General features: G+C 68.6%; 16 protein-coding genes and 1 tRNA gene. 9 read left to right on the top strand and 8 right to left on the bottom strand.

Annotation, left to right across the window (positions count from 1 at the left end; translation table 11 throughout):
- Positions 1 to 44: 44 nt before the first annotated feature.
- From AC3WQM_RS26755 to AC3WQM_RS26740, 4 genes are all read right to left on the bottom strand, one after another.
- Entirely contained in the window at positions 45 to 674 is a 630-nt protein-coding gene (locus AC3WQM_RS26755; protein ID WP_492683005.1) for a c-type cytochrome, read from the bottom strand.
- 115 nt (positions 675 to 789) lie between these two features.
- The gene (locus AC3WQM_RS26750) at positions 790 to 2,214 is read right to left on the bottom strand and encodes an efflux transporter outer membrane subunit (RefSeq protein WP_492683003.1); all 1,425 of its coding nucleotides are present in this window, start codon (positions 2,212 to 2,214) and stop codon (positions 790 to 792) included.
- Positions 2,207 to 5,371 (bottom strand): efflux RND transporter permease subunit, encoded by a 3,165-nt coding sequence (locus AC3WQM_RS26745; RefSeq protein ID WP_489062073.1) that lies wholly within the window; start codon positions 5,369 to 5,371, stop codon positions 2,207 to 2,209. The genes AC3WQM_RS26750 and AC3WQM_RS26745 overlap by 8 nt, the downstream gene beginning before the upstream one ends.
- A 15-nt stretch (positions 5,372 to 5,386) precedes the next feature.
- Positions 5,387 to 6,697 carry an efflux RND transporter periplasmic adaptor subunit gene (locus tag AC3WQM_RS26740; protein ID WP_492683001.1) on the bottom strand — a complete coding sequence of 437 codons (1,311 nt, stop codon included), beginning with the start codon at positions 6,695 to 6,697 and terminating at the stop codon, positions 5,387 to 5,389.
- Positions 6,698 to 6,876: 179 nt separating this feature from the next.
- On the opposite strand from AC3WQM_RS26740, the gene AC3WQM_RS26735 reads away from it, so the two are divergent.
- The 4 genes from AC3WQM_RS26735 (at position 6,877) to AC3WQM_RS26720 (ending at position 8,876) form a co-directional block, all read left to right on the top strand.
- The gene (locus AC3WQM_RS26735) at positions 6,877 to 7,551 is read left to right on the top strand and encodes a TetR family transcriptional regulator (protein ID WP_492682999.1); all 675 of its coding nucleotides are present in this window, start codon (positions 6,877 to 6,879) and stop codon (positions 7,549 to 7,551) included.
- A gap of 42 nt (positions 7,552 to 7,593) precedes the next feature.
- Positions 7,594 to 7,668 (top strand) — tRNA-Arg (locus AC3WQM_RS26730).
- A gap of 161 nt (positions 7,669 to 7,829) precedes the next feature.
- The gene (locus AC3WQM_RS26725) at positions 7,830 to 8,057 is read left to right on the top strand and encodes a hypothetical protein (protein WP_307588173.1); all 228 of its coding nucleotides are present in this window, start codon (positions 7,830 to 7,832) and stop codon (positions 8,055 to 8,057) included.
- A gap of 90 nt (positions 8,058 to 8,147) precedes the next feature.
- Positions 8,148 to 8,876, top strand: coding sequence for a glutathione S-transferase (locus tag AC3WQM_RS26720; RefSeq protein WP_492682997.1), 729 nt, complete (start codon positions 8,148 to 8,150; stop codon positions 8,874 to 8,876).
- Between the two features lie 12 nt (positions 8,877 to 8,888).
- Here the strand turns inward: AC3WQM_RS26720 and AC3WQM_RS26715 are convergent, their stop codons facing one another.
- A complete protein-coding gene (locus tag AC3WQM_RS26715; RefSeq protein WP_492682995.1) occupies positions 8,889 to 9,386 on the bottom strand; it encodes a hypothetical protein in 498 nt (165 codons plus the stop codon).
- A 99-nt stretch (positions 9,387 to 9,485) separates the two neighbouring features.
- Between AC3WQM_RS26715 and AC3WQM_RS26710 the strand changes: the two genes are divergently transcribed.
- Together AC3WQM_RS26710 and AC3WQM_RS26705 are read left to right on the top strand one after the other, a co-directional pair.
- Positions 9,486 to 10,406 carry a LysR family transcriptional regulator gene (locus AC3WQM_RS26710; protein ID WP_492682993.1) on the top strand — a complete coding sequence of 307 codons (921 nt, stop codon included), beginning with the start codon at positions 9,486 to 9,488 and terminating at the stop codon, positions 10,404 to 10,406.
- Positions 10,403 to 10,954, top strand: a complete 552-nt coding sequence (locus tag AC3WQM_RS26705) for an RNA 2'-phosphotransferase (protein WP_492682991.1) — start codon at positions 10,403 to 10,405, stop codon at positions 10,952 to 10,954. The genes AC3WQM_RS26710 and AC3WQM_RS26705 overlap by 4 nt, the downstream gene beginning before the upstream one ends.
- Positions 10,955 to 10,965: 11 nt before the next feature.
- Here the strand turns inward: AC3WQM_RS26705 and rsmI are convergent, their stop codons facing one another.
- Entirely contained in the window at positions 10,966 to 11,919 is a 954-nt protein-coding gene (gene rsmI / locus AC3WQM_RS26700) for a 16S rRNA (cytidine(1402)-2'-O)-methyltransferase (protein ID WP_492682989.1), read from the bottom strand.
- A 47-nt stretch (positions 11,920 to 11,966) separates the two neighbouring features.
- Between rsmI and AC3WQM_RS26695 the strand changes: the two genes are divergently transcribed.
- The 3 genes from AC3WQM_RS26695 to AC3WQM_RS26685 all read left to right on the top strand — a co-directional run bounded on the left by AC3WQM_RS26695 (position 11,967) and on the right by AC3WQM_RS26685 (position 13,865).
- Positions 11,967 to 12,338, top strand: coding sequence for a YraN family protein (locus AC3WQM_RS26695; protein WP_319357700.1), 372 nt, complete (start codon positions 11,967 to 11,969; stop codon positions 12,336 to 12,338).
- 85 nt (positions 12,339 to 12,423) lie between these two features.
- Complete coding sequence (locus tag AC3WQM_RS26690) at positions 12,424 to 13,074, top strand: SIS domain-containing protein (protein ID WP_489062089.1); 651 nt, start codon at positions 12,424 to 12,426, stop codon at positions 13,072 to 13,074.
- Positions 13,071 to 13,865 carry a BON domain-containing protein gene (locus AC3WQM_RS26685; protein WP_492682987.1) on the top strand — a complete coding sequence of 265 codons (795 nt, stop codon included), beginning with the start codon at positions 13,071 to 13,073 and terminating at the stop codon, positions 13,863 to 13,865. The genes AC3WQM_RS26690 and AC3WQM_RS26685 overlap by 4 nt, the downstream gene beginning before the upstream one ends.
- 30 nt (positions 13,866 to 13,895) lie before the next feature.
- Here AC3WQM_RS26685 and AC3WQM_RS26680 read toward each other — a convergent pair whose 3' ends face one another.
- Positions 13,896 to 14,804, bottom strand: coding sequence for an NAD(P)-dependent oxidoreductase (locus AC3WQM_RS26680; protein WP_492682985.1), 909 nt, complete (start codon positions 14,802 to 14,804; stop codon positions 13,896 to 13,898).
- A gap of 68 nt (positions 14,805 to 14,872) precedes the next feature.
- A complete protein-coding gene (locus tag AC3WQM_RS26675) occupies positions 14,873 to 16,009 on the bottom strand; it encodes a PilT/PilU family type 4a pilus ATPase (RefSeq protein ID WP_062482331.1) in 1,137 nt (378 codons plus the stop codon).
- Positions 16,010 to 16,023 lie beyond the last annotated feature (14 nt).

Raw genomic sequence — 16,023 nt, 5'->3', positions numbered from 1 at the left:
CCGGTTTTTGTGGGCGCGCGAGGCGCCGTCGATCAATAAATTGCTTACTTGGCGGGCGCGCTGGCTGCTTCAGCAGCAGGTGCACTGGCGGCAGCCGAAGCACCTTCGGCCGGCGCGGCAGCCGCTGCCGGACGGTCCGGCACCGGGAACTTGGCGCCGCCGGCGTTGGCCAGGTACACCACGGCACGGCCGATTTCGATGTCTTCGAAGTCGCCGCCGCCCTGGGCGGGCATGGCGCCCTTGCCCTTGAGCGCGTGCTCGAGCAGCGTCGCGTAGCCCTGGCCGATGCGTGGGCCCCAGGCTGCGGCGTCGTTCAGGTGCGGGGCGCCGGGGATGCCGGGGGCGCCGTGGCAGGCCACGCACTGCGCCTTGAACACGGCTTCGCCGAGGGCCAGCGGCCGGTTGGCGTCACGGATCTCGATGGAGCCGACCTTCTTGAGGCGCTCGGCCACTTCACGGTCGCGCGATTCCTTGGTCACGCCGTAGAGCGCCATGTTGTCGCCCTCCGCGGTACCGGCGGGCTTGGTGCCCGAGACCACATAGGACACGAGGCCCACGATGATCAGGATCGGAATGATGAAAGAGAAAAATACCGCGAGCAGCAGTTGCTTCGGGTTCTTGATCGGGCCGGTATGGGCTTCTTCTGTGGCCTGGTTGTGCGGGTCTGCGCTCATGGCGTCCTCAATAACGGGGGGCTCGTCGGGGGCTTTTTCTAACCAACCGGCGATTATAGAGAGGCCCTTTGCCCGCGCGGGCAATTGACCTCTCCATATTGGACGCGCAGGTGTCTCAACCGTTGTTGCGTGTGGTCCAGCCGCCACCCAGCGTCTTGTACAGCGTGACCTGGTTCTGCAATTGCAGCAGGCGCGTGGCCACGGCCGATTGCTGCGCCGTGAACAGCGAACGCTGTGCGTCGAGCAGGTCGAGCGCACTGGCGATGCCGTTGCGATAGCGCAGGTCGGAGAGCTTGTAGCGCACCGCCTCGGCGTCGGCCTGCGCGGTCTGCGCGCGCGCCTGCTCGCCCAGGGTGGCGCGGCCCGCGAGCGCGTCGGCCACTTCGCGGAAGGCGGTCTGCACCGACTTCTCGTACTGCGCCACCGCGATCTCGCGCCCGGCCTTGGCCGAGTTGAGCCCCGCGATGTTGCGGCCCGCGTCGAAGATCGGCAGCGTGACCGTGGGCGCGAAGCTCCAGGCCTTGGTGCCGCGGTCGAACAGGCCCGAGAACTCGCTGCTCGCGGTGCCGATCGAGCTCGTGAGCGACACGCGCGGGAAGAAGTTCGCGCGCGCAGCGCCGATGTTGGCGTTGGCTGCGATCAGCTGCTGCTCGGCCGCACGGATGTCGGGCCGCTCGGACAACAGGTCGGAGGGCAGGCCGGCCGGCACGTCGGGCATCGGTCGGATGCCCGCGAGTCCCTTGGCGCCACCGGCGGTGGCTTCGGCCGGCACCGGCGCGCCGAGCAGCAGGGCGAGTGCGTTCTCGTCCTGCAGGCGGGCGCGCTGCTGCTGCGCATAGGCGGCGCGTGCGGTCTCGGCCTGCGAGTTCGCGGCCTGGAAGTCGATCTCGGACGACACGCCGTTGTCGAAGCGCAGCTTGGTCAGGCGCACCGACTCGTCGCGCGTGACCATCGTCTGGCGCGTGATCTCGAGCAGCTCGTCGTCGGCCAGCAGCGTGAGCCAGCCGCTGGCCACGGCCGCGATCAGGCTGATCTGCGCGGCCTTGCGCGACTCTTCGGTGGCCAGGTACTGCGACAGCGCCTGGTCCTTCAGCGCGCGGATGCGGCCGAAGAAGTCGAGCTCCCACGCGGTGAAACCGAAGTTGACCGCGTACTGCGAGGCCACGCTGCCCTGCGTCGGATCGATCGCCTGGTAGGCGTTGGGGCTCGAGCGCGAACCCGTGCCCGTGAGGCCGAGCGCCGGGAACAGCGCCGAGCGTTCGATCTGGAACTGCGCACGCGCCTGCTCGATGTTGAGCACCGACACGCGCAGGTCGCGGTTGTTCGCCAGCGCCGTCTGGATCAGGCCCGCCAGCCGCGGGTCGGTGAAGAAGTCCTGCCATGGCAGGGCGGCTGCGGCGGGGCCCGACGGCTGCGCCGGGTCACCCGGGAAGGTGGTCGGCACCGGCGCCGCGGGGCGCTCGTAGGTCGGGATCAGCGAGCAGCCCGCCAGCAGCATCGCGGCTGCCAGCACGGTAGGAATCAGAGGTTTCTTAGTCATGTGTTTGGTCTCCCGTGATGCCGGCCGCGGCTGCATGCCGCTTGTCGGCCTCGTGCTGGCGCGCGCTGCCCTTGAACAGCGTGCGCACCACCACGAAGAACACTGGAACGAAGATCACGGCCAGGATCGTGCCGGTCACCATGCCGCCGAGCACGCCGGTGCCGATGGCACGCTGGCTCGCCGAGCCAGCGCCCGAGGCCAGGACCAGCGGCAGCACGCCCAGGCCGAAGGCCAGCGAGGTCATGATGATGGGACGGAACCGCAGGTGCGCGGCCTCGAGCGCGGCCTCGACCACGCCGCGGCCCTGCGCCTGCAGGTCTTTCGCGAACTCGATGATCAGAATCGCGTTCTTCGCGGACAAGCCGATGATCGTGATCAGGCCCACCTGGAAGTACACGTCGTTGGAGTAGGCGCGCAGCATCGTCGCCACCAGCACACCCAGCACGCCCAGCGGCACCACCAGGATCACCGACAGCGGGATCGACCAGCTCTCGTACAGCGCGGCCAGGCAGAGGAACACCGCCAGGATCGCGAAGCCGTACAGGATCATGGCCTGCGAGCCGGCGAGCTTTTCTTCCCGCGACTGTCCGGTCCACTCGAAGCCGAAGCCTTGCGGCAGCTGGCCGGCGAGCTTTTCCATCTCGGCCATGGCCGCGCCCGTGCTCTGGCCCGGCGCCGCGTCACCGCTGATGCGGATGGCGGGGTAGCCGTTGTAGCGCACGGTCTGCGTGGCGCCCGAGACCCACTTGGTGGTCGCGAAAGCCGACAGCGGCACCGGCTGGCCCTTGGTGTTCACGGCGTTCAGGCGCAGCAGGTCGTCCGGCTGCATCCGTGCCGGCGCATCGGCCTGCACCACCACGCGCTGCAGGCGGCCGCGGTTCGGGAAGTCGTTGATGTAGCTCGAACCCAGCGAGGTCGACAGCGCACTGTTGATCGCATCGAAGCTCACGCCCAGGGCGTTGGCCTTGTCGCGGTCGATGTCGATCTCCAGCTGCGGCGCGTCTTCCAGGCCGTCAGGGCGCACCTGCGCGAGGATCTTGCTCTGCGAGGCCATGCCCAGCAGCTGGTTGCGCGCGTTGATCAGCGCCTCGTGACCTGCGCCCGAACGGTCTTGCAAGCGGAAGCTGAAGCCGCTGGCGTTGCCCAGCTCGGGAATCGGCGGTGGGCTCAGCGGGTAGATGAAGGCGTCGCGGATGCCCGACAGTGCACCGAAGGCACGGCCGGCCAGCGCGCTGGCCGAGTGGGCCGGGTCCTTGCGTTCTTCCCAGTCCTTCAGCGTCACGAAGGCGAGGCCTGCGTTCTGCCCTTGGCCGGAGAAGCTGAAGCCCATCACGCTCACGATGCTCTGCACTTCAGGCTGCTTCAGGATGAAGCCTTCGACCTGCTGCATCACCGACAGCGAACGCTCTTGCGTCGCGCCCGGGGGCAGTTGCACGTTCACGATGATGTTGCCCTGGTCTTCCTCGGGCAGGAACGAGCTCGGCAGGTGCGAGTAGAAGTACGCGACGGCGCCGATGATCGCAGCGTAGATCACGAGGTAGCGTGCGGCGCGGCGCAGGATGCGCGCGACCACGCCTTCGTAGCCCTTGGCCGTGCGCGAGAAGCCGCGGTTGAACCAGCCGAAGAAGCCGCGCTTCTCATGGTGGTGACCGGCTTCCACCGGCTTGAGCAGCGTGGCGCACAGCGCCGGCGTGAGCGACAGCGCCATGAAGGCCGAGAAGCCGATCGAGGCCACCATCACCGCCGAGAACTGGCGGTAGATGTTGCCGGTCGAGCCCGCGAAGAAGGCCAGCGGCACGAACACCGAGATCAGCACCACGGTCACGCCGATGATGGCGCCCGAGATCTGCTGCATCGCCTTGCGCGTGGCGTCGAGCGGCGACAGCCCCTCTTCGCTCATGATGCGCTCGACGTTCTCCACCACCACGATGGCGTCGTCCACCACGATACCGATCACCAGCACCATGCCGAACATGGTGAGCACGTTGATCGAGAAGCCCAATGCGAGCAGCGTGGCGAAGGTGCCCAGCAGCGCGATCGGCACCACGATCGTCGGGATGATCGTGTAGCGCCAGTTCTGCAGGAACAGGAACATCACCAGGAACACCAGCGCGATGGCCTCGAACAGCGTCTTCACCACTTCGGAGATCGAGATCTGCACGAAGCGCGAGCTGTCGTACGGAATGTCCCACTTCACGCCCTTGGGGAAGTAGCGCTCCAGCTCGGCCATCTTGGCGCGCACGGCCTTGGCCGACTTCAGCGCGTTGCCGGTGGGCGTGGGCTGCACGCCGATACCGACCGCCGGCACGCCGTTCAGGCGCGCGGAGGTGGCGTAGTTCTGGCCGCCGAGTTCGACGCGCGCCACGTCTTTGAGGCGCACGGTCGAGCCGTCGGTGTTGGCGCGCAGCACGATGTTCTGGAACTGCTCGACGCTGTTGAGCTGGCCGTTCACCGTCACGGTGGCGGAGATCGCCTGGCCCGGGATGTTCGGCAGGTCGCCGAGCGTGCCCGAAGCCACCTGCGCGTTCTGCGCGCGGATCGCGGTATTCACGTCGTTGGACGACAGGTTGAAGCCTTGCAGCTTCGCCGGGTCGATCCAGATGCGCATCGCGTTCTCGGAGCCGAACAGCTGGGCCTGGCCCACGCCATCGATCCGCTGCAGTTCCGGCACGATGTTGCGCGCGGCATAGTCACCGAGCGCCACCGGGTCGAAGTCGGGGTTGTCCGAGGACAGCATCGCGAACAGCAGGAAGTTGTTGCGCGACTTGTCGACGCGCACGCCCTGCTGCGTCACGGCCGAAGGCAGCCGCGGCGTGGCGCGCGAGAGCCGGTTCTGCACGTCCACCTGCGCGAGGTCTTCGTTGGTGCCGGCCTCGAAGCTGATGGTGATGGCGCCGGTGCCGTCGGCCTGGGCCACCGATTCCATGTAGATCAGGCCGGGCGAGCCGTTCATCTCGCGCTCGATCACGGACAGCACGCTGTCCTCGAGCGTTTGCGCGGAGGCACCGGGGTAGGCGACGTTGATCACGATGGCCGGTGGGGCCACCGGCGGGTACTGCGAGATCGGCAACTGCGTGATGGCGACGCCGCCCACCACGATGATGAACAGTGCGATCACCCACGCGAAGATCGGTCGGTCGATAAAGAATTTGGCCATGCGAGGCGCTCCTGATTACTTCTTGTCAGCCGGGGCCGAAGCCGGGCTGGCGGCGGGTGCCGCTGCGGCAGCAGACGCTGCCGGTGCCGCGGGTGCAGCAGCCGCGGGTGCAGCCGCGCCGTTCGGCGCCGGCTTCTGCCACGGCACTGCCTTCACGGGCGTGCCGGGCGGCATCATCTGCAGGCGCTGGAAGCCGTCGACCATCACCTGTTCGCCGGCCTTCAGGCCGTCGAGCACCACCCACTGGTTGTCCTTGGCGGCGCTGATCTTCACGGTGCGCTGGCTCAGCTTGCCGTCGGCGCTGACCACCGTGAGGTGATCACCCTGCTGGGTGCGCGTGACGGCCTGTTGCGGCACCGTGATCGCGTTCGTCACCTGGGCCTGCTCGAGCTTCACGCGCACGTACAGGCCGGGCAGCAATTCGCCCTTGGGGTTCGGGATCTCGGCGCGCAGCGTGACCTGGCCCGTGGTCGGGTCGACCGTGAGGTCGGAGAACAGCAGCTTGCCGTCCTGTCCGTAGTCGGTACCGTCTTCGAGTACCACGCGGATGCTCGCGGCTTCTTCGCCGCTGGCACGCTTGTACTGGCCGGCGGCCACGGCGCGGCGCAACTTGAGCACGTCGGAGGCCGACTGCGTGAAGTTCACGTACAGCGGGTTGATCTGCTGCACCACGGCCAGTTCGGTGGCGTCGCCCTGGCCGACCAGTGCGCCTTCGGTGACCAGCGCGCGGCCGATGCGGCCCGCGATGGGCGAGGTGACGTCGGCGTAGCCCTGGTTGATCTTGGCGGTCTGCAGCAGCGCGCGGTTGGCGGCCACGTCGGCTTCGGCCGTCTTGGCGGAGGCCACGGCCGTTGCATATTCCTGCTTGCTCACGGCGTTGGCTTCGACCAGCGGCTTGTAGCGGTCGGCCAGTGCCTTGGCCTGCACGGCGTTGGCTTCGGCGCGGGCCAGGGCGGCCTGGGCGTTCTGCGTGGCGGCCACCAGCGGTGCCGGGTCGATGCGGAACAGCAGCTGGCCGGCCTTCACGTCGCTGCCTTCGCGGAACTCGCGCTTGAGCAGGATGCCGGGGGTGCGGGCGCGCACCTGGGCGATGCGCGAGGCTTCGAGGCGGCCGGGCAACTCGGTCACGAGGCCCACGTCGGTGGGCTTGACCGTCACCACGCCGACTTCAGGCGCCGGACGGGCGCCACCGCCACCACCGCCCGGTCCGGCCGGGGCCTCGCCCTTGCCGCAGGCGGCCAGGAACAGGAGGGAGACGAGGGCCACGGTCGCGAGACGCGGCGAAAACGACAAGGACGGTTGACGCGAGACATGCAGAAGAGGCATGTGATTCCTTTGATGCGAAGACGGGAGATGGCGCGTTTGCGGGAGAGATCCGTAAACCAGCACGGGCAGGTGGGCCATCCGAGAAGCGCGCTAGTTTACATACATTCATGGATGTATAGTGACAGCCATGCAATGGCCCCACGATACGCAAAGGGCGTTCGCTTTACAAATCAGGAGACTTGGTGGCACGTCGTACGAAGGAAGAAGCACTGGCGACGCGGAATCGATTGCTCGATGCCGCGGAGCTGTTGTTTCAGGCGCAAGGTGTTTCGCAGACCACGCTGCAGCAGATCGCGCAGCAGGCCGGCGCGACCCGCGGCGCCATCTACTGGCACTTCAAGGACAAGGCCGACCTGTTCAACGCCATGATGGAGCGCGTGATCCTGCCGCTGGAGACGCCGCCCAAGAGCGATGCTCCCGGGGGCAGCGACGATCCGCTGGTCGAGATCGAGGAGGGCCTGATCCACGCGCTGACGCTCATGGTCGCCGACCCGCAGGTGCGGCGCGTGTTCGACATCGCGACCCACAAGGTCGAGTACACGCATGACATGGCCTCGGTGCAGCAGCGCCACCTGGACGCGCGCAACGCCTGCGTGATCGATTTCGAAAAGGCCCTGCGGCTGGCCGCGCGGCGCGCCCGCATCCGGCTGCCGTTGCCGGGCGCGGTCGCTGCGCAGGGCATGCACGCCCTGATGGGCGGGCTGATCCAGAACTGGCTGCTCGACCCCACGGCCTTCGACCTCGTGTCGACCGGCCGGCGTACGTTCCGTGTCTACCTGGCCGGGCTCGGATTCCCGCGCACGCCGGCCGGCGGTGTCCCGGCGGGGCAGGACGCGGAAACCGCCGCGGCCTGATAGGCCATAATGTGTGGCTCCGGTGCATTCTGGAGCACCCCTCTCGCTGTATTTCAACGGATAGAATTCGGCCCTCCGAAGGCTGAGATCCAGGTTCGATTCCTGGCGGCGGGACCACCTTCAAGACCGGAAATTCCGCAAGGGCTTCCGGTTTTTTCACTTCTTCCCCGACCCGGCGCGGCCTTGCGCGACAAGGCCGATCCGGAGATCCGCGCGACCGGGCCGTGACACGCCGTTGCACCCTGTCACCCGGACGCACGCATGTAAAAATTCCCCGCATGATGGAGCTCTCCGAACTGGACGAAACCAGCCTCGCAGCACACGCCGCCGAATGGCGTCGGCGCGCGCTGCGCGGCGAGAAACAGGCCCGTGGCATCGCACATGCCCTGGAGGCCGAGATGCGCCGCCGCTTCGGCGATTCGATGCCGCCGAGCCAGAGCGCCGACCTGGACACCCGTCCCCTGGCCCTGCGCCAGCCACCGCGTCCGTGGTGGAAGTTCTGGTGAACCGGCCGCGCGCCTTCGCTGCCTGATCTGAGACATCCCCTGTAGCCGGCACCGGTTGCAGCGCCCCGCCGGCCCTGACACCATGGCCGCATGGCATACCAACTTCATTACTGGCCCACGATCCAGGGCCGTGGCGAATTCGTGCGGCTCGCACTCGAGGCCGCGGGCGCCGACTACGTCGATGTCGCGCGGTTGCCCGCCTCGCAAGGCGGTGGTGAGTCCGCGTTGGGCCGACGGCTCGGCGATCCCGACAACCCGCGCGCCGCGTTCGCACCGCCGTTCCTCGTCGACGGCGACATCGTGGTCGGCCAGACCGCCGCGATCCTGCTGTACCTCGGTCCCAAGCTCGGACTGGCCGGCATCGGCGAATCCGACGGCCTGTGGACGCACCAGCTGCAACTCACCATTGCCGACGCGGTGGCCGAGGCGCACGACACCCACCACCCGATCTCGACCGGCGACTACTACGAAGACCAGCGCGACGCGGCCCTGCAGCGTGCGCGTGCCTTCCGCGAAGCGCGCATCCCGAAGTTTCTGAACTGGTTCGAGCAGGTGCTGCAGCGCAACCCCTCGGGCGACCTGCACCTGGTCGGCGACGTGTTGACCTATGCCGACCTGTCGCTGTTCCAGCTGGTGGATGGGTTGCAGTACGCCTTTCCGAAAGCCGCTGCGCGGGCGCTGGCCAATACGCCCGCGGTCGTGAAGCTGCACGCGAACATCCGGCGACGCCAGCGCGTGCACGATTACCTGCAGAGCCCACGTCGCATTGCGTTCAACGAGGACGGGATCTTTCGGCGCTACGCCGAGCTGGACGGCTGAAGCCCCCCCGTTTCACGCGATCAGCGCGGCTGCGTCCCGCCATGCGGGCAGCCGCACCAGGCCCGCGACCGTCACCGGCTTGCGCTGCGGGCCGAACAGATACCGGTGCGGCACGATGCCTTCCAGGTGGCGCAGTACATCGCTGCGGTCATCGATGAAATGCGTGATGTGCAGTTCGCGGCAGTGATCGGCCTTCTGCGGTCGCTGGAGGCAGAAGCGCAGGTTGGCCGGCGCAATGCCCGTGCGTTCGAAGAAACGGTGGTGCCGCAGCCAGGCACGGCTCTTGGCCTGCACGCTCGGGCCGCATTTCGAAACCAGCCAGACGCGGCCTTCGAACTTTTCTACCAGCGGCCCGACCGCATCGAACATGCCTTCGTAGGGCGGCGTGCGCAGCGCATCGTCGAGCGAACCGCCGATGAAGGCGGTGTCCGCGCCATCGGCGTCCTCGGGGGCGATCAGCACGCGGCCGATGTCGATGCCGAGCCGGGGAAGTGGGTGTGTGTTTTTCATTTCTTGTTCCTTGTGTCTTGATGAAGCAAGCGGATCGTAGAAATGAAGGCGATCACCAGGAACTACTGATATTGGATGAGCTATCCATAAAATGGATAGATGGACATCCCCCGCACCAACCTCGACGCGCTGCAGTCCTTCGCCGTGTTTGCCGACACGTTGAACTTCAGCGAATCGGCGCGACTGCTGCACATCAGCCAGCCCGCTTTGCACGCGAAGGTGCGCAAGCTGTCCGAGCAGCTCGATGCAACGCTGTACGTGCGGGTGGGCAGCGCGCTGCAGCTCACGCAGGCCGGCGAGCAGGTCGCGCGGCATGCGCGGGAGCTGCTGACGCTCAACCGGCGTTTCGTCAAGGGGCTGGCCATGGGGCAGGACACGCCGGTGGTCACGCTGGCGGCTGGCGAGGGCGCGTACCTCTATCTGCTGGGCAAGGCGCTGTCGCAGTTCTCGGGGCCGGGCGCATCGCCGCACCTGCAACTGCTCACGCGCAACCGCGACGAAGCGGTCCAGGCGGTGCGGGCCGGGCAGGCGCAGCTGGGCATCGCGCCGCTCGGCACGGTGCCCGCGGACCTGCAGGCGCGGCGCCTGACGTCCGTGGGGCAGGTGCTGGTCGTGCCCCGCACGCACGCGCTGGCCGGGCGCAAGTCGGTGCGCCTGCGGGACCTGAAGGGCGCGCACCTGATCGTGCCGCCCGCCGGCAGGCCGCACCGCGAACTGCTCGGCCGGCTGCTGCAGGCCGAGTCGGTGCCCTGGCAGCCCTCGCTCGAAGCCAACGGCTGGGAGTTGATGCTGCGTTTCGCCCAACTGGGTTTCGGCCTTGCGGTGGTGAACGCCTGCTGCCGCATTCCTCGGGAACTGGTCGCCATTCCATTGCAGGGCTATCCGCCGCTCGAGTACCACGTGTTCCATGCGGCCGACCGGCCGCCCACGCCGCACGAGCAGCGCCTCAAGGACGCATTGCTGGCCCATGCCGACCATTGGCAGGCGGCCCTTCAATCCTCCGGCCGGAAGGCGCCATGACACCCGAAGACGCGAGCAAGTTCATCGCCTACGTGCTGCGGCATGCGCCGGAATCCGTCGGCCTGCGCCTCGATGCAGAGGGGTGGGCCGGCATCGACGATCTCGTCGCGGGCGCTGTGGCGTCTGGCCGCGACCTGACCCGGCCGGACGTCGTGCGCGCCGTCGATTCGGGGATGAAGAAGCGCTACGAGCTGTCCGGCGACGGGCTGCGCATCCGCGCGCTGCAAGGGCACTCCACGGCGCAGGTCAGCCGCAGCTTCGAGGCGGTGACGCCGCCGGCATTGCTGTTCCACGGCACCGCGACGCGCTTTCTGGCGGCCATCCGCGTGCAGGGTCTGTTGCCGGGTGCGCGGCAGCATGTGCACCTGTCCGCCGACGAGGCCACGGCGGTGCAGGTGGGGCGGCGCCACGGCAAGGCGCTCGTGCTGCGGGTGGACACCGGCCGCATGCATGCGCTCGGCCACGCGTTTCATCTCGCCGAGAACGGGGTCTGGCTGACCGCGTGCGTGCCGCCGGAATTCCTGTCGGAACCTGGGCCCGGCGCGTAGCCGCGGCCGGCCTACTCGCCTTCCGCGCCGTTGCGGATGCGCAGCGCCAGCTCGTACAACGTGTTGCGCGGCGCACCGCTGATCTCGGCGGCCAGCTTCACGGCCGTCTTCACCGGCAGTTCCGCCAGCAGCAGGCGCAGCACGCGTTCGCCTTCCGCGCCGCCGTCGCCGCTCACCGCCACGGGGTGCAGCACCAATGCGAACTCGCCGCGCGTGCGGTCGCGGTCGGCGCCGAACCAGTCGGGCAGCGCGCTGGCGGCCACGGTGGCGATCTCTTCGAACTGCTTGGTGAGTTCGCGGCCCACGGTGATGCGGCGCTCGCCCAGCACGGCCAGGGCGCGGGCCAGGCTTTCGATGCGGTGCGGCGCTTCGAGCAACACCACGGCGCGCGGCTCCTGCGCGAGGGCCTGCACGGCGGAGTCGCGCTCGCCGGCCTTGCTCGGCAGGAAACCCGCGAACACGAAGGCGCTGCTGTTGTGTGCGTTGTTCTCGCCGCCGTCGGCCACCAGCCCCGCCGCGCTCACGAGCGTGACGACGCTGCTGGCACCCGGCAGCGGCAGCACGCGCTGGCCGGCCGCGCGCACGGCGGCGGCCAGGCGCGCGCCGGGGTCGCTCACGCCGGGCGTGCCGGCGTCGCTCACGTAGGCGATGCGCTCGCCCTGCGCGAGCCGCGCGACCACGGCCTGTGCGGCCTCGGCCTCGTTGTGCTGGTGCACCGCCAGCAGCCGTGCGCCGGGGCGGTCGATGCCGTAGGCGCGCAGCAGCGTCTGTGTGTGGCGCGTGTCCTCGCAGGCGATCACGTCCACCAGTTGCAGCACATGCAGCGCGCGCAGCGTGATGTCGGCCAGGTTGCCGATCGGCGTGGCGACGACGTAGAGCGTGCCCTGCGGATAATGCTGCGCGCCCGCGGCGTCGTGCGCGGCCGGCAGGGCCGCGCCGAAGGAAGCAGGGGCGAGTGAAGCCAAGGGGTTTCTCCGTAGGGCAGCGAAAACAAAAAACAGGGCAGGGAGCCATGACGACAAGCACCACGACGACGAAGCATCGCGGCGATGCGGCGGAAGACGCCGCGCTCGACCACCTGCGCCGGGCCGGCCTCGTGCCGGTCGCGCGCAATTATCGAACGCCGGGGCGCGGCGGCGGCGAGGTCGACCTGATCATGCGCGATCCGCGCGACGGCACGCTGGTGTTCGTCGAAGTGCGGCAGCGCAGCGCGGCCTCGCACGGCGGTGCGGGCGGCAGCATCACGGCGGGCAAGCAGCGACGCATCGTGCTGGCCGCGCGGCACTACCTAGGCCGGTTGCGCGCATTGCCGCCGTGCCGTTTCGATGTGGTGCTGATCGAGGAGAAAATCACCTGGCTGAAAGCCGCCTTCGACGCCGGCTGACGCACCCGCCAGGGAACTGAAGCCTTGCTGAAGGCTCCACCACTCAAACGTCTTGTTTCACGACCCCCAGTTATCATCGCGCCCCATGCTCGAGCAACGGATTCAGCAGCACTTCATTGACAGTGCCGACCTCAAATACCAGACCGGCCCGGTCCTCAGCAAACCCATCTCTCAAGCGATGCAGGCCCTGCTGGCCTGCGTGACCAGCGGCGGCAAGGTGCTGGCCTGCGGCGCCGGCGTGTCGGGCTTGCTGGCCGCGCAGTTCGCCTCGAATTTCGTGGGCCGCTTCGAACGCGAGCGGCCCGAGCTGGGCGCCATCGCGCTGCCCGGCGACACCACCGACCCGGCGGCCGACAGCCCGCAGGCCGCCGATGCCGACCGCTTCGCGCGCCAGGTGCGCGCGCTGGGCCAGGCCGGCGACGTGCTGCTGGTGCTCAGCGCCAGCGGGCATTCGTCTGCGGTGCTCGCTGCCGTGCTCGCCGCGCATGAGCGCGACATGACGGTGGTGGCGCTGCTCGGCAACGCGGCCACGGGGCTGGCAACGGCAGCGCCGGGCGTCGGCGGCACGGGCGGCACAGGTGGCACCATCGGCCGCGCGCTGCGCGAAACCGACGTCCAGATCAGCGTGCCGCACGAGCGTGCGGCACGCATTCACGAAATCCACCTGCTCGCGCTGCATTGCCTGTGCGACGGCGTGGATGCCCAGTTACTCGGAGAACAGGAAGTTTCCTCATGACCATGACGACCCTGACCAAGGCCTCGACCCAACGTTTCGCTCTGGCGCTCACCCTCGGCGCCGCTCTGGTGGGCGGCCTGTCCGCCTGCGTGCCGCTCGTCGTGGGCGGCGCCGCGGTGGTGGGCGTGGGCATGGTGGCGACCGACCGCCGCAGCTCGGGCGCCCAGTTGGACGACCAGGGCATCGAGCTGCGTGCTGCGGCCCGCGTGCGCGACATCGCCAACGACAACATGTACGTGAGCGTCACCAGCTTCAACCGCCAGGTGCTGCTGACCGGTGCCGTCGGCAACGACGCCGACCGCCGCCGCGTCGAGGACGAGGTGAGCCGCGTCGTCAACGTGCGCTCGGTGGTGAACGAGCTCACCATCGGCGCCCCGAGCACCTTCCAGGACCGTTCGAACGACCTGTACGTCACCGGCAAGGTGAAGGCCTCGCTGCTCGACGCCAAGGACATCTTCGCCAACTCCTTCAAGGTCGTGACCGAGCGCGGCACGGTCTACCTGATGGGCATCGCCACGCGGCGCGAGACCGACCGCGCCACCGAGATCACACGCGGCGTGACGGGCGTGGCGAAGGTGGTGCGCGTGGTCGAGGTGGTGAGCGAGGCCGACCTCGCCGCGAGCCAGGCGGCCAACCAGGCCGCGGCACAGCGTGGCGGCACGGGCCCGGCACCGGTGAGCAACGCGACGCCGTCGACGCCGGGTGCTGCCTCGGGTTCGCGTGTGCCGCTGCCGCCGATGGAGCCGCTGCCGGCGCCGTCCGGTGGTGCGACCACCGCGCCGGTCCGCTGAAACAGAAAAGCCCGCTTCCGCGGGCTTTTTTCATTTGAGCCTGGTGATCAGGCTCGATGTGTCCCATCGCCTGCCGCCGGCCTGCTGCACGTCGGCATAGAACTGGTCGACCAGCGCCGTCACCGGCACGCGCGCGCCGTTGCGCTTGGCTTCGTCGAGCACCAGGCCCAGGTCCTTGCGCATCCAGTCGACGGCAAAGCCGTAGTCGAACTTGCCGGCGATCATGGTCTTGCCGCGGTTGTCCATCTGCCAGCTCTGGGCCGCGCCCTTGCCGATGACGCCCAGCACGGCTTCCATGTCGAGGCCGGCGCGCTGGCCGAAGGCGATGGCCTCCGACAGGCCCTGCACCAGCCCTGCGATGGCGATCTGGTTGACCATCTTCGCGAGCTGGCCTGCGCCGCTCTCGCCCAGCAGCGTGACCGCGCGCGAGAAGGCCATCGCGACCGGCTTGATGCGCTCGAACACGGTCGCGTCGCCGCCGCACATGACGGTGAGTGCGCCGTTCTGCGCGCCCGCCTGGCCGCCCGACACGGGCGCGTCGATGAAGTGCAGGCCGCGCGCCAGCGCCGCCTTCGACAGCTCGCGCGCCACGTCGGCCGAGGCCGTGGTGTGGTCGACGAGTACGGCGCCGGGCTTCATGCCGGCCAGGGCGCCGTCGTCGCCCAGCACCACCGAGCGCAGGTCGTCGTCGTTGCCGACGCAGCAGAACACGATGTCCGCGCCAGCCGCGGCTTCGCGCGGCGTGGGGGCGTGGCGGCCGGGCGCGCCGAACTCGGCGACCCAGGCCTGCGACTTGGCGGGCGTGCGGTTGTAGACCGTGACCGTGTGGCCGGCCTTGGCCAGGTGCCCGGCCATGGGCCCGCCCATGACGCCGAGGCCGAGGAAGGCCACCGTCTGGGCGGGAACGGATTCGTAGGTGCGGGGGTTGATGCTGCTCATGGCCGACAGCTTAAAGCCAAAGAAAGAAACAAGGCCGGCGCGCCCCGCGGTGCGCCGGCGGGGCGGCCTCAGACGATCGCGAAGTGCTCGGTGCCGGCCGCCAGGTCGGTGCTGCGCGCGCGCTGGCTGTTGAGCTTGATCTGCAGGCGCAGGTCGTTGGCCGAGTCGGCGTTGCGGATTGCTTCTTCGAAGTTGATCGCGTTGCCCTCGAACAGGTCGAACAGCGCCTGGTCGAAGGTCTGCATGCCCAGGTTGCGGCTCTTCTTCATGATCTCCTTGATCTCACCCACCTCGCCCTTGAAGATCAGGTCGGAGATCAGCGGCGTGTTCAGCAGGATCTCGACCGCCGCCACGCGGCCCTGGCCGTCCTCGGTAGGCACCAGCCGCTGCGACACCAGCGAGCGCAGGTTCAGCGACAGGTCCATGAGCAGCTGCGCGCGGCGCTCTTCGGGGAAGAAGTTGATGATGCGGTCCAGCGCCTGGTTGGCGCTGTTGGCGTGCAGCGTGGCCATGCACAGGTGGCCGGTCTCGGCAAAGGCCACGGCGTGCTCCATGGTCTCGCGGTCGCGGATTTCGCCCATCAGGATCACGTCGGGCGCCTGGCGCAGCGTGTTCTTCAGCGCCGCTTCCCAGCTGTCGGTGTCGATGCCCACTTCGCGCTGCGTCACCACGCAGTTCTTGTGCGGGTGCACGAACTCGACCGGGTCTTCCACCGTGACGATGTGGCCGTAGGAGTTCTCGTTGCGCCAGTCGATCATCGCGGCCAGCGTGGTCGACTTGCCCGAGCCCGTGGCGCCCACGAGGATGGTGAGGCCGCGCTTGGTCATCGCCACGTCCTTGAGCACCTGCGGCATGCCCAGCCCGTCGATGGTCGGCAGCTTGGCGGGAATGGTCCGCAGCACCATGCCGACCTTGCCCTGCTGCACGAACGCGTTCACGCGAAAGCGCCCGATGCCGGTCGGCGAGATCGCGAAGTTGCACTCCTTGGTGCGCTCGAACTCGGCCGTCTGGCGGTCGTTCATGATCGAGCGAGTGAGCGCCAGCGTGTGCTGTGCGCCCAGCGCCTGTTGCGACACCTTGGTGACCTTGCCGTCGACCTTGATGGCCGGCGGGAAGTCGGCGGTGATGAACAGGTCGCTGCCGTTGCGGCTCACCATGAGCTTGAGCAGGTCGTTGATGAACTGGCTGGCTTGATCGCGTTCCATGATGTCTGTGCTCC

It is taken from the genome of Variovorax sp. FW301-JW7 (genome assembly GCF_058788795.1).
Note: the sequence above shows the minus strand (reverse complement) of the source record. Positions and strands in the feature narration are given on the sequence as shown.